The sequence below is a fragment of the Streptomyces sp. NBC_01352 genome (assembly GCF_036237295.1).
Taxonomy (GTDB): Bacteria; Actinomycetota; Actinomycetes; order Streptomycetales; family Streptomycetaceae; genus Streptomyces; species Streptomyces plumbiresistens.
The window spans coordinates 10,924,162-10,936,812 of sequence record NZ_CP108354.1 but is presented as its reverse complement, the minus strand read 5'-3'; the positions used below and the strand labels follow the sequence as shown (position 1 = coordinate 10,936,812).

Sequence of the window (12,651 nt, the reverse complement as noted above, 5' to 3'; positions counted from 1 at the left end):
ACGTTGGTTCCTTACGCGGTGAGGGCGGGCTGCTTGAGCAGCTGGGCGCGGTAGCGGGCGGCGCCGGTGGCGGCGGCCTGGCCGCCGAGGGCGACGACGCCGACGAGCTGCCCGCCATCGGTGTGGTAGCCGACGAGCATGTCGCCGCCCGGATCGCCGGCCAGGACGCGGATGTCGGCGAGGCCGAGCACGGGGGAACCGAAGCACTGCAGCCGGAAGTCGTGCTGGTCGCTCCAGAAGGTGGGCAGCGGCGCGAACGGCGCCAAGCCGGCTTCCGCACCCATGAGATGAGCCACCAGCGCCTTGGCCGCGTGCTTCGCCGTGTCGCCGGGGATCGACCAGTGCTCGACCCGGCGCGGTACGCCGTCGTAGCGGGCGTTGGGGAAGCGGGCTACGTCGCCGACCGCGACGACGTACGGCAGTCCGCCGACCCGCAGCTGCCCGTCCGTGAGCACGCCGTCGGTGAGGTCGAGATCGTTGCCGTCGAGCCACTCGGTGTTGGCGACGGAGCCGACCGACTCCACGACCACGTCCGCCGGGAGCACTGTCCCGTCGCTCAGTACGACCCCGGTGACGTGCTCCTCGCCCTCGAACCCGGAGACGCCCGCACCGAGAGCGAAGCGCACGCCGCGCTCCTCGTGCCGCCCCAGCAGCGCGCGGGCCGGCAGCTCGCCGAGCGGTCCGACCATGGGCAGCGGCAGCGGGTCGACCACGGTGACGTCCGTGACACCGAGACCGACCGCGGTGGCGGCCACCTCGCAGCCGATGAACCCGGCACCGATGACGACGACCCGGGCTTCCGGCCGGGTCAGCTCGGCCCGCAGGGCCTGAGCGTCACCGAGAGTCCGTACGGTGTGACGGCCGACCGCGGGGCCCTCGCAGCGCAGGCGCCGGGGACGCATACCCGTGGCGACGACCAGTCCGTCGAAGGGCAGTTCCTCGCCGCTGTCGAGCACGACGACACGCTCGGCGAGGCGGGCGCTCGTCACGCTCGTACCGAGCCGCCACTCCACGTCGGCTGTGCTCGCCTTGGGAGTGAAGGCCAGGGACGCGATGGGCGCCGTCCCGGCCAGCACTTCCTTGGACAGAGGCGGCCGGTTGTACGGCATGTGCGGCTCGTCACCGATCACGGTGATCGCCCCGGTCCACCCGGCGCCGCGGAGTTGTTCGGCCGCGCGCAGGCCGCCCATGGAGGCCCCGGCGACGATGATGCGCTGCGTCGTCATGCCGCTCAGTCCTCGATCCGGATGGCCTGCAGCGGACAGACGTCGGCGGCTTCCTCGACCTCGTCGCGCAGGGTGTCGTCCGGGTCGCTGACGTAGGCCAGCCGTCCGTTGTCGTCCAGCTGGAAGACGTCGGGGGCCGCGAAGACGCACTGTCCGTGGTCCTGGCACTTGTTCATGTCGACGACGACCTTCATGGCCGGTCCTCCTGGAAGGTGAGTGCGCCGGGGCGGGCGGGAGAGAGGGGGAAGCGGCGGGATGGGAGGGCCCGGCCTGTGGCCGGGCCCCTGGCCAAAGGGGTACGGGAGAACCGAACCCCTGACTCGTTTGGCTTCAAACAACATAGGAAGCCGCCACGCTCTGGTCAATACCTATCCGGATGGATAAATTCATTGCCGCACCCCCTTGCGGGAAGGTGGCCACCTCCATACCGTTTGGCTTCAAATGATTGACCGGGGCTTCACGACCGCGGCATCGCCCGGCGCCCCGGCTCCAGTCTTCGCTCCGCCACCCTCCCCCCGGGCCCGAGGCCCGAGAGGTGCCCCGAATCCGCCGAGGAGACATCGGTGAGCGCTCACGACACCCCATCCGTCCGCCGGCACCAGGAGCGGCTCACCGCCGAGGGCATCGACGTGGTCCGGGTGACCTACCCCGACCTCATCGGCACCGACCGTGCCCGCGACGTGCTGCTCGACCACCTGCCGTCGGCCTGCGAGCACGGCCTGGCCTTCTGCCGCGCCGTCTACCACACCACCCCGCGCGGCGGCGTCGTCGCGATCCAGGGCGGCATCGATGCCGGCCTGCCCGACATCTCCGTGCGACCGGATCTGAGCACCCTCGCACGGGTGCCCTGGGAGCCAGGCGTGGCGTGGTGTCTAGGTGACACCATCGACCCCGCGACCGGCGGCCCCTCCGCGGAGTCGCCGCGCGATCTCCTGCACTCGGTGCTGGCCCGATGTACGGACGCGGGCCTGAGCCCGGTCATCGGCCCGGAACTGGAGTACTTCCTCCTCGAAGAGGACGCCACCGCACCGAACGGCTGGCGGCGCAGCCCCGCCGTCACCGGAACCGTCTACACCGCCGGCCTGCGCGCCGACCCCGACAACCACCTGCTGCGTACCCTGCGGCAGCTGCGCGACCTCGGCATCGGCGTCATCACCGGCAACCACGAGTTCGACGGCGGCCAGTACGAGATCAACCTGACCCACTCCGACGCCCTGGACGCCGCCGACCGCGCGTTCCGCTTCAAGGCGGCTGTCAAGGAACTGGCGCGTACGGAAGGCAAGTTGGCCACCTTCATGGCCAAGCCCTTCAACGACTCGGGCGGCTCCGGCTTCCACCTGCACTTCTCCTGCGTCGACGCCGACGGCCACAACGTCTTCGACGACCCGGCCGGCGCCTTCGGTCTCGCCGACAACGCCCGGTACGCCATCGCCGGCCTCCTCGCGCACGCCCCGGCACTCGCCGCGCTGCTCAACCCGACCGTCAACTCGTACAAGCGCTTCGGGCCCGGCACCCTCGCGCCATGGCTGATCAACTGGGGCCTGGACAACCGAAGCGCCATGGTCCGCATCCCGCCCGAACGCGGCTCCGGCGCCCGCCTGGAGCTACGGCTCGGCGACGCCAGCGCCAACCCGTATCTCGCGATCGCCGCGCTCACCGCCGCCGCCCTGCTCGGCGTCCAGGAGGGCAAGGAGCCGCCCGCACCGCTGGAGGGCTACGGCTACGACCTGGAGAAGTCCAAGGTCCTGCCGATGAACCTGACCGCCGCGCTCGACGCCCTCGAAGCCGACGAAGCGCTCACCGAACTGCTGGGCAAGGACTTCACCGCGTCCTTCCTCGCCTACAAGCGCGACGAAGCCGAACGCTTCCAACGACACGTCACCGACTGGGAGTTCGCCGAGTACTCCTACCACCTCTGAGCACCCCGCCAGGAGCACACCATGACGAGCACCCTGAACACCGCCGACACACACCACGCCCCCGACGAGCCGATGCCGCTGGACGAGGTCGACCTCGCCGACAACGACAAGTTCCTCGACGGCGTCACCCCCTGGCGCATGTTCCACACCCTGCGCCACCAGGACCCGGTCCACTGGCAGCCGGAGCCCGAGCCCAACCACGGCTTCTGGGCCGTCACCCGGCACGAGGACATCGCCCGCGTGGGACGCGACGCGCAGACCTTCACCTCCACCAAGTTCGTCAACCTCGAAGAACTCGACGACGACCAGATCAAGAAGCGCGCCTCCATCCTGGAACTGGACGGCCTACGCCACCGCGCGATGCGCAGCCTGCTGCAGCGCCAGTTCGGCCAGGGCGTCATCAACGAGTACGCCGACTTCCTGCGCGGCCTGACCGCCAGGACGCTGGACACGGCCCTCGCCAAGGGCACGTTCGACTTCGTCGCCGACGTCTCCGCCGACTTCCCCATCAACGTCCTCGCCCGCCTCCTCGACGTCCCCCCGGAGGACAACCAGCAGCTCATCGACTGGGGCAACCGGATCATCGGCAACACGGACCCCGACTACGCCGATGTCCTCCTCCACAGCGAGGAGAGCGAGCAGTACAAGGATCTGCCCTTCCGCAGCCCTGCCTCGCTGGAGGTCTTCGAGTACGGACGGGAGTTGGTCCGCCAGCGGCGGGGCGGCACCGGCACCGACCTGATCTCCAGGCTCGTCAACCAGACCCCCCGCGACGGCGTCCCACTCTCCGCGCAGGACTTCGACAACTACTTCCTGCTGCTGGTCGTGGCCGGCAACGAGACCACCCGCCACACCATCTCGCACTCCATGCTGGCGCTCATCCAGCACCCCGAGCAGCTGACCAGGCTCCAGGAGGACCCCTCCCTCATCCCGGTCGCCGTCGAGGAGTTCCTGCGCTGGGCCACGCCCGTCTACCACTTCCGCCGCACCGCGACACGCGACGTCGAACTCGGCGGCAAGCAGGTGAAGGAGGGCGACAAGGTCGTCATGTGGTACGCCTCCGGCAACCGCGACGAAGAGGTCTTCGGCAACCCGTACGACTTCGACGTCACCCGCCGGCACAACGACCACCTCACCTTCGGCAAGGGCGGCCCCCACCTGTGCCTGGGCAACCTGCTCGCCCGCACCGAGATCCGCATCATGTTCGAGGAACTGATCCCGCGCCTCGCCGGCATCCGCCTCGCCGGCGACGTCCCCCGGGTCCGCTCCAACTTCGTCAACGGCATCAAGAAGCTGCCGGTCGAGGTCACCCTCGCCTGACCGCCCGTGCACAGAGCTGTGGCCACCCGGACCGCTGGGTGGCCACAGGCGGTCATCAAGGCGGTCCACGGTGTACCGCCGCACCCTTACGCGCGGCCTCGCCGCACTGCGCGAGCCGGTGGCGGACGGCGCCGGAGTAGCGGCCACGCCCTGCGCGGTGACTGGGCGGCGGCCGAACACGACCTGGGCGAGGCCGCCGCGTCCTCTCACCACCACGAGACCATGCTGGTCCCGTCCTGCCTGGCCCGGGCCAGGTGGCCGAGGCGCGTGGCGCCTGCGAACGCGTCGTTGAAGCATGCTCCCCGATCCGCCGACTGCCCACTTTGCAGGCGATCGACGAGCCGGGCTTCTGGCCGTGCTCAGACCGCAAGTGTCCACGCCGAAGTCGCGACTGCTGGACGGGAATGCCACATTGACGATCGTGGTGTCCATGATCGACATGAAGCTCGCGGCGATGAACACCCCGCAGACGGCGGCCTTCGCGGAGACCCGGCGGCCGGGTTGCGGGGCGGCCCCGGTGCCGTCGGGTGCGCGGAGCTCACCGGCCGCCGTACCGGAGCCAGTCGACCTGCTCCTCGGTCAGCGTGACGCGGCGTGCCTGGAGCGAGTTGTCGATCTGCTCGGTCGTCCGGGGGCCAATGGACGGCCACACCTCGGGGTGGTGCAGGGTCCAGGCCAGGGCTACCGTCTCGGGCCGGGAGCCGAGTTGCTCGGCGAGCTCGCGGCAGCGGCGCCGTTCGGGCGCGGTTGTCCTCGGTGTCGTTGGGGTCCGGTCCGGCTTTGACCTGCCGCGGCTCGGTGCGTGCGAAGTAGCCGCGGGCATGTGCGGACCAGCTGAGCAGGGGCAGGGGGTGTGCGCGTACGACGTCGAGTACGGCGGTGTCTGCGTGGAGGCTGCCGCTCAGCAGCGCCGGGTCGGGTTCGGCGAGGCTGAACTGGTAGCTGGCGACGGGGAGGTGGCCCCGCCCGGCGAGCTCGACGGCGAGAGCCGAGAGCCGTTCCGCCGGCCAGTTGGAGGCCCCGACGCGGCGGGCGTACCCGGCCTCCACGAGGCTCACAAGCGTGTCGGCGAGTTCGGCGACGGGTCGGGCGGGGTCGTCGCAGTGGTAGAGCAGGACGTCGATGGTCTCGACGGCGAGGTTGTCCAGCGCGGACCGTACGTGCTCGTGCACAGTGGCACGGCTCAGCGGGATGTCCGCGCCGGTGGTGTCGTGTCCGAACCTTGGTGACCACTCCGACAACGCCCAAATTCTTGCGCGGCCACTCGCCGACCGCCGCCTCGGCTTTGCCGCCGGCGTAGCTGTGCGAGGTCTCGATCAGCAGGCCGCCTGCGTCGGCGAAGTGGCCAGTCGCTCGGCGGAGGCCTCGGCCGGCTCCGCTCCGAAGGCGCCGCCGAGGACGAAACGGTGCGCCGCCGTCCGCGTGTTCTCCTGGTCGAAGAGGCCCTCCAGCAACTGCAGGGGGAATGCGGCATCAGGCCAGATCCTTCCCGTTCGAGACCGTCGGAAGCCGTCGACGCCATTGAACGGCCGGGGCAGACGCGGCCGGAGCCGGACCTGGAAGGTGTAGAGCATCATCGCGGACATGCTGAAGCTGCCGATGCAGCCGATCAGGTCCAGCACACCCTCCTCGTCGAACAGCGAGAGAGCGGCGGCGTAGGTCTCGTCCGTGACGAAGTGGTCGTAGAGCATCTCGTGGGCGAAGGCGTGGAAGACGCGCTCGTCCTCGGCCTTGAAGTCCGGGTCCTCGCCGCGGGCGAGGCGGTCCAGGCAGTCGGCCGGGACGCCTTCCTCGACGGCCTGCTGGATGTGGGTGTTCCAGGCGGACTGGCTGTCGAAGTGGCGGGCGCAGATCAGCACGCTCAACTCGCGCAGCCGCTGCGGGAACCGGGACTCGCCCCGGCAGTAGCGGCCGAGGTTCTCCACCAGCCGTGTAGGGGGGCGTGGTGACCAGCGCGGTGACCTCGGCCACCAACGAGTACGTTTTTGGTCTGTCATCGACATCGCGCTCGGTTTTCCCGCTGCAGTGCTCGCCGGCATCTCCGGAGCTGCCGGGCCGGCGTCGGCAGATGCCCGTATCCCTGCGGCACTGTTGGCCCTCGTTACTGCCGGATTTTCGGCGGGGGCCGGCTTCCTCCGAAGCGACGTAAGACGCGCCCGCCAACCGACGCAGCCGACTGGCATGGGCACAGGTCGAAGGGGAAGCCCGCCTGCTTTTGGCACAGGAGAGTCAGCTGGATCGCGGAGCCATCCAGGAAGTCCTTCGGAATCTCTTCGACAGCCGGACAAGAGCCATCGGAACCCGCCTCGAGGATGCGGGGGCTTCATGATCCAACAGTATGCAAGCACCAATCATGTTCTGGGTTCGCTCGATGCTGTGCGACATGATGGACATCTCCAGCCACCATCCGTGGTCCTTCCCGTCGTTCGACAGAACCGTGACCTCGAACGGCGCTGTGCGCAGCTACTGGTGCTGTGCGCACGCTGCGCAACGGGTCGCCCGGCTCACGTCGGTCGGTGCACAACAACCGGTGCGCTGCGCAGTTTTCGGCCCGGATGGTCTGCGAATGCTGTGACCTGCTGTCGTCGGATTCAGGTCGGGGTTCCGGAGGCCATGGTCGGGGTCTTGCGCAGGCGTGTGCGCAGTGGTGACTGGTGTCGGTGACTGCATCCCGGCGACTCCGCATTGCGGTCTACCGTTCCCGGGCGCCTACGACCAGAACGCGTCGTAGGCCTGCGGGTCGACCGTCAGGACCCAGCCCTCGGTGATCTTGGCGTCTTTGATGTGGAAGACGATGGCGTAGTCCATATCAAGCTGCTTGCCTTCACGTGACGCTGTGACGTGCATCAGGGCGACTGTGTGGTCATCGCCGGCGAGCACATCGTGGAGTTGCGGCCGGTACGTGCCGGCCGTCAGCTGGAACTCCCGCCCGAACACCGCGAATGTCTCCTCGCGTCCCCGGTACTCTCCCGCCAGCAGGTTCCTGCCCCCGATGTGCCAGACCACATCAGGGTGGAAGAGCTCCGCCAGGGCATCCATATCGCCGGCTGAGAAGGCAGCCATGACACGGTGAAACACGGCGATGTGTGGGTGATCGGTCATCAGCGCCTCCAGCTCTCCCAGCTCTCCCAGCAACCTGTGCACCGCGACACGTGCAGTGGCACATTGACGTCGGCCATCGGGCCGAACCCCGCACGGGGCCGTGGCGGCCGAGGTCCAGACGTAGGTTCCTAGCCGATATCCATGTTCACCGCTTCATAGATCTTCGGCTCGACCCTCGGCATAGCGTTTGCCTCGAAGATCGTCGCCGCCTTCTCCATGAACGCCGCGAGAGCCGCCTTCGACTCCCAGATGTCCACTACGAGCCAGCCGCCGTCCGCCGGGGCACCCGCGTGGGAGATGAAGCCCTCCGCTGGCCACCACGGCGCGGCGTGGATGCTCGTGTGGTTGACCTGGTACTGCTCCTTGGTGACGCCCGGCAATTCGATGATGGCGATGATGGCCACGGAACTGCTCCCGTGAGGTCGGAGGATGGGTGAACTCCTCCAGTCGAGCAGTCCGCACAGCCCTCCGCACGGCGGCAGGAGCCGACCGGGCTACGGGGTTGATCTACCGGGTACCCCTAAAACCGGCCTACAGGACGCTTTGCAGCCAATGAGCGGCAGTGTCGGTGTGAGGTCTCAGGAGATGCTTGACCGTTTGTGCTCTGGACATGGTTGACACGTTCGGCTGAACGTCCGGCAACTCCCGTACCCCGCTGAAGCTGGGGTGCTTCACTCGGTGGTCGTGGACGTACGGCAGTTGGCCGAGTACCACTACCGGGCTGTCCGCGAGGTGCTCGGCGGGTCTCCAATCGGTGAGGTCTCAGCCCGTACGGGACCTCGCGTCAGACTCTGCTCAGCTGGCGTCGGCGGTTCGAGCAGGAAGGCCTGCCCGGCCTGCTGGACCGCTCCCGGCGCCCGCGAAACAGCCCCACGCGCCTGTCTGCCGAGGTGGAAGCCGAGATCTGCGAGCTGCGTCGCCGGCATCCCCGGTGGGGCGCCCGCCGGATCGTCCACGAACTCGCGGGCCGCTTGATCATCAACTGCCTCCGCAGCCCACCGACAAACGCTGTCCTGGACATCAACGACGCCAGCAGATGATGCGAACTTCTGGCCATGCGCGCCCGAGTCCCGGCTATTCAACCTCGACCCAGTCGAGGCTGCGTTCCACGGCCTTCTTCCAGCCTGCGTAGCCCCGTTCCCGCTGCTCGTCGTTCCACTGCGGCTCCCACCGCTTCGACTCGTGCCAGTGCAGGCGGAGTTCGTCGGTGCTCTCCCAGAAGCCGGTGGCAAGCCCCGCCGCGTAGGCGGCGCCGAGTGCGGTGGTCTCGGCGACGACAGGGCGGCTGACGGGTACGCCGAGGATGTCGGCCTGGAGTTGCATGCACAGGTCGTTGGCGGTGACGCCGCCGTCGACCCGGAGCACGTCGAGTGCCACCCCGGAGTCCTGTTCCATCGCCTCGGCCACATCGCGGCTCTGGTAGCAGATGGCCTCCAGGGTCGCTCTGGCGAGGTGTCCGTTGGTGTGGAACCTGGCCAGACCGACGATCGCTCCCCGGGCGTCGGAGCGCCAGTAGGGCGCGAACAGGCCGGAGAAGGCCGGTACGAAGTAGATGCCGCCGCTGTCCTCCACCTGGCGGGCCAGTGTCTCGACCTCGGCGGAGGAGGAGATGATCCGCATCTGGTCGCGGAGCCACTGCACGGCGGACCCGGTGACGGCCATGGATCCCTCGAGTGCGTACACGGCCGGCGCGTCCCCGAACTGGTACGCCAGCGTGGTCAGCAGACCCTTGCTGGACCGGACGATCTCCGTGCCCGTGTTGAGGACCAGGAAGTTGCCGGTGCCGTAGGTGTTCTTCGCCTCGCCCGGGCGGAAGCAGACCTGGCCGACGGTGGCCGCCTGCTGGTCCCCGAGGACGCCGGTGATGGGTACGGCGGTCCGCAGCGGACGGGTGGTGCGGGTGGACCCGAACGCCTCCGGGTGCGAGGACGGGTTGATGGTCGGGAGCATGGCCCGCGGGATGCCGAAGATGTCGAGAAGCTCGTCGTCCCAGTCGAGGGTCTCCAGGTTCATCAGCATGGTGCGGCTGGCGTTGGTGACGTCCGTGGCGTGGATGCCGCCGTTCGGACCGCCGGTGAGGTTCCACAGCACCCAGGCGTCCGTGTTCCCGAAGACGGCCCGGCCGTCCTCGGCCGCCTCCCTGACACCGTCGACGTTCTCCAGGATCCACTTGATCTTGCCGCCGGAGAAGTACGTCGCCGGTGGCAGCCCCGTCTTGCGCCGGATGAGGTCGCCGTGCTCCCGCTCCAGCGCCGCTGCGATCGAGTCGGTGCGGGTGTCCTGCCAGACGATCGCGTTGTAGTACGGCTGACCGGTGCGGGGATCCCAGATGACCGTGGTCTCCCGCTGGTTGGTGATCCCGATGGCCGCCAGGTCGGCGGCGGACAGGTCACTTTGGCGGACGGCGTTCTGCATCGTGGAGTTCGTGCGTTCCCAGATCTCCACGGGGTCGTGCTCCACCCAGCCGGAGCGGGGGAAGATCTGCTCGTGTTCGAGCTGGTGGCGTGCGACCTCGTTGCCGTCGTGGTCGAAGATCATGAAGCGGGTGCTGGTGGTGCCTTGGTCCACCGCCCCGACGAATTCGGGCATGGTCGTCCCTCTCACTTGTCCGGCGCGGGCACCCGGCCGGTTTCCTGCTCGGCCCCGGGAGCCGGCAGGAAGGGGGTGATCAGCAGGCGGTAGAGCAGCGCACCGACCAGGCCGCCGACCAGAGGGCCGACGATCGGCACCCAGAAGTAGAGGTCGCCGTTCTGATCACGCCAAGCGCCGCCGTAGCCCGTGAGGAATGCCGCCAGCCGTGGTCCCAGGTCACGGGCCGGATTGATCGCGTAGCCGGCGTTGGTTCCCCAGGCCATGCCGATGGCGACGACGATCAGGCCGATGATGAACGGGGCCATGTTCGCGCCAGGCGGCGTGTTCAGCAGGTCGGTGACCGCGAAGACCAGCAGCACCAGCAGGGCCGTACCGATGATCTGGTCGCGGAAGGCGCCGAGCTGGCTGATCGGGAGCCCGCCGTTGCCCGGCAGGGTGGAAAAGACAATCTCCGTCTTGTCGGTGTGCCCGGGGTCGGCCCTCGCCAGCACCTCGCTGTAGTTCCAGCGCACCAGCAGGGCGGCGACAAATGCGCCCGCGGTCTGGGCCAGCGCATATGGCAGGACCTTGCTCCACGGGAAGCCCTTGAAGGCCGCGAGCGCGAGGGTGACCGCGGGGTTGATGTGGGCGCCGCTGATCCGCGCCGCCACGTAGACGGCGAGGACGACGCCGAGGCCCCAGGCCCACGCGATGCTGTCGTGGTCGCCCAGGCCACCGTCGGTCAGCGCGCCACCGGCGACGACCTGAGCGACGACACCGCAGCCGAACAGAATGAGGATCATGGTGCCGACGAACTCGGCTGTGAGTTCACCGACCAAACCTGCCTTCGATGTGGGTTCCGGCATGGTGCGATCGTCGGCGGCGCGGACGCGGGCGGCATCCGCAGACGCACCGCTCGGGTGAACCGGCGCCTGGCACCCGGGGCCCTAGAGGTGGAACTTGCCGCTCAGGCTTCGGGGACGTCACCCCACTGACCTGCTGTGACCAGCAGCGACAACGGTCGCTGGCTCTGGTCGCGGACCAGGTGAGTGAACCCTGGTGGTCCAGCCACCCCGGGACCGGCCGAGCCCATGGTCGTCCAGCTCGCAGCCGACCCCGCCTGGCGGCTCCTTTCGACCTTCCCCTCCCGGCGGGCGCCGGCCGCGTGCTAATGAGCCCGGCAGATGGTGGAGTCGACGTTCACCTCCCACGTGATCAGCCCGGCAGCGTCGGCCCTGTCCTGCAAACCGGTCAGCGCAGCCACCCAGATCCGGCCGCTGCCAGCGGCGGAAGAGCCCGTAGACCGTCTGCCACGGCCCTTACTCCACTGGCAGATCCCGTCACGGGGCACCGCTTCGCACCCGCCAGCGGTCCCATCAATCAGCCTGCGCCGACACGCTGACGGCCTGCGCTGCATTCAGGGGCGGCCGTCCGTGGCGGACGGCCGCGCGGAGCCCTCCGGACGGCCGTCGGGCGGGAAGGCGCGGGCGGTGCCGTGGACGCGCAAGCCGACCTGGTCCCCGACGGCGGGCGAAGCCGTGGCAGGGTCGAAGACCCGCGCGGTCACCGGCGTGCCGTCGGGCAGGCGCAGGGCGAGCATCGCGTCGTGGCCGTAGAAGTCCCGTCGCTCGACGGTCGCGGCGGTCGCGTTCGGATCTCCGGGTCGGGAGAGCGTGATCTGTTCGGGTCTCAGCAGTACGCGCACCGGGCCGACCGGCACACCGCCCTCGGCTGGTGTGAGCCGCATTGTGCCCAGCGGGGTGCGGGCGCGGTCGCCGTCCGCCGTGGCGGGTAGCCACACCGCTTCGCCGACGAACCCCGCCACCCATGGGTCGGCCGGTGAGCCGTAGAGGAGTTCCGGTGGTCCGCTCTGGACGATTCGGCCGTCCCGCATGACCGCGATCTCCTCGGCCATCGACAGTGCCTCCGCCTGATCATGGGTGACCAGGACAGCCGTGGCGCCGTCGGCGCGGAGGGCGTGCCACACGTCTCGTCGTACCTCGGCCCGGAGCGCGGCGTCGAGTGCGTTGAACGGCTCGTCGAGCAGCACGACCGGTGGGCGGGGTGCGAGCGCCCGGGCAACCGCGACGCGCTGTTGCTGCCCGCCTGACAGGTGGTGCGGCATCCGGTCCTCGAAGCCTGCCAGGCCCACCAGGTCCAGCACGGTGGCCGCTCGGCCGGCCCGCCGGGCGGACCGGCCGAGCCCGTAGGCGACGTTGCCGAGGACGGACAGGTGCGGGAACAGTGCGCCCTCTTGGGGGACCACCGCGACCCGCCGCCGCTCGGGCGGCACGGATGCGTCGGGGGCGGCGACACGGTGGCCATTGATCCAGATCTCTCCGCCGTCCAGTGGTTCGAAGCCGGCGATGCAACGCAGCAGCGTGGTCTTGCCCGAGCCGGAGGGGCCGAGCACGGCCACCAGCGCTCCGGAACGGACGGCGAGGTCGACCCCGGACAGGGCCTGGACGCGGCCGAAGGCTTTGTGGACGTCGGCGATGCGCAGGTCCGCCATT

12 protein-coding genes and 2 pseudogenes are annotated in these 12,651 nt (G+C 69.4%); 4 read left to right on the top strand and 10 right to left on the bottom strand.

What is annotated here, in order from left to right; all coding sequences use genetic code 11:
- Positions 1–11: 11 nt before the first annotated feature.
- Complete coding sequence (locus OG252_RS50310) at positions 12–1,226, bottom strand: NAD(P)/FAD-dependent oxidoreductase (RefSeq protein ID WP_329344888.1); 1,215 nt, start codon at positions 1,224–1,226, stop codon at positions 12–14.
- Between the two features lie 5 nt (positions 1,227–1,231).
- The gene (locus tag OG252_RS50305) at positions 1,232–1,420 is read right to left on the bottom strand and encodes a ferredoxin (RefSeq protein WP_266447280.1); all 189 of its coding nucleotides are present in this window, start codon (positions 1,418–1,420) and stop codon (positions 1,232–1,234) included.
- A gap of 369 nt (positions 1,421–1,789) precedes the next feature.
- Here OG252_RS50305 and OG252_RS50300 point away from each other — a divergent pair, with 369 nt between their 5' ends.
- Complete coding sequence (locus OG252_RS50300; protein ID WP_329344887.1) at positions 1,790–3,145, top strand: glutamine synthetase family protein; 1,356 nt, start codon at positions 1,790–1,792, stop codon at positions 3,143–3,145.
- 21 nt (positions 3,146–3,166) lie between these two features.
- Positions 3,167–4,465: a cytochrome P450 gene (locus OG252_RS50295; protein WP_329344886.1), complete on the top strand. Its 1,299-nt coding sequence runs from the start codon at positions 3,167–3,169 to the stop codon at positions 4,463–4,465.
- Between the two features lie 538 nt (positions 4,466–5,003).
- On the opposite strand, the gene OG252_RS50290 is transcribed toward OG252_RS50295, so the two are convergent.
- The 3 genes and pseudogenes from OG252_RS50290 to OG252_RS50280 form a co-directional block, all read right to left on the bottom strand.
- Positions 5,004–5,288, bottom strand: coding sequence for an aldo/keto reductase (locus OG252_RS50290; protein WP_266447272.1), 285 nt, complete (start codon positions 5,286–5,288; stop codon positions 5,004–5,006).
- Between the two features lie 4 nt (positions 5,289–5,292).
- A pseudogene (locus tag OG252_RS52540) lies at positions 5,293–5,637 on the bottom strand (aldo/keto reductase); the annotation flags it as partial.
- Between the two features lie 144 nt (positions 5,638–5,781).
- Positions 5,782–6,390 carry a carboxymuconolactone decarboxylase family protein gene (locus OG252_RS50280; protein ID WP_329344884.1) on the bottom strand — a complete coding sequence of 203 codons (609 nt, stop codon included), beginning with the start codon at positions 6,388–6,390 and terminating at the stop codon, positions 5,782–5,784.
- Between the two features lie 413 nt (positions 6,391–6,803).
- On the opposite strand from OG252_RS50280, the gene OG252_RS50275 reads away from it, so the two are divergent.
- Positions 6,804–7,040: a hypothetical protein gene (locus OG252_RS50275; protein ID WP_329344883.1), complete on the top strand. Its 237-nt coding sequence runs from the start codon at positions 6,804–6,806 to the stop codon at positions 7,038–7,040.
- 134 nt (positions 7,041–7,174) lie between these two features.
- On the opposite strand, the gene OG252_RS50270 is transcribed toward OG252_RS50275, so the two are convergent.
- Positions 7,175–7,609, bottom strand: coding sequence for a nuclear transport factor 2 family protein (locus tag OG252_RS50270; protein ID WP_329344882.1), 435 nt, complete (start codon positions 7,607–7,609; stop codon positions 7,175–7,177).
- Between the two features lie 86 nt (positions 7,610–7,695).
- Positions 7,696–7,971, bottom strand: coding sequence for a hypothetical protein (locus OG252_RS50265; RefSeq protein ID WP_329344881.1), 276 nt, complete (start codon positions 7,969–7,971; stop codon positions 7,696–7,698).
- A gap of 274 nt (positions 7,972–8,245) precedes the next feature.
- On the opposite strand from OG252_RS50265, the pseudogene OG252_RS50260 reads away from it, so the two are divergent.
- Positions 8,246–8,538, top strand: a pseudogene (locus OG252_RS50260) (helix-turn-helix domain-containing protein); the annotation flags it as partial.
- Between the two features lie 103 nt (positions 8,539–8,641).
- On the opposite strand, the gene glpK reads toward OG252_RS50260, so the two are convergent.
- The 3 genes from glpK to OG252_RS50245 form a co-directional block, all read right to left on the bottom strand.
- Positions 8,642–10,156, bottom strand: a complete 1,515-nt coding sequence (gene glpK / locus OG252_RS50255; RefSeq protein ID WP_329344880.1) for a glycerol kinase GlpK — start codon at positions 10,154–10,156, stop codon at positions 8,642–8,644.
- An 11-nt stretch (positions 10,157–10,167) separates the two neighbouring features.
- Positions 10,168–11,004 (bottom strand): MIP/aquaporin family protein, encoded by an 837-nt coding sequence (locus tag OG252_RS50250; protein ID WP_266447262.1) that lies wholly within the window; start codon positions 11,002–11,004, stop codon positions 10,168–10,170.
- A 551-nt stretch (positions 11,005–11,555) separates the two neighbouring features.
- The gene (locus OG252_RS50245) at positions 11,556–12,650 is read right to left on the bottom strand and encodes an ABC transporter ATP-binding protein (protein WP_329344879.1); all 1,095 of its coding nucleotides are present in this window, start codon (positions 12,648–12,650) and stop codon (positions 11,556–11,558) included.
- Position 12,651: the final 1 nt, after the last annotated feature.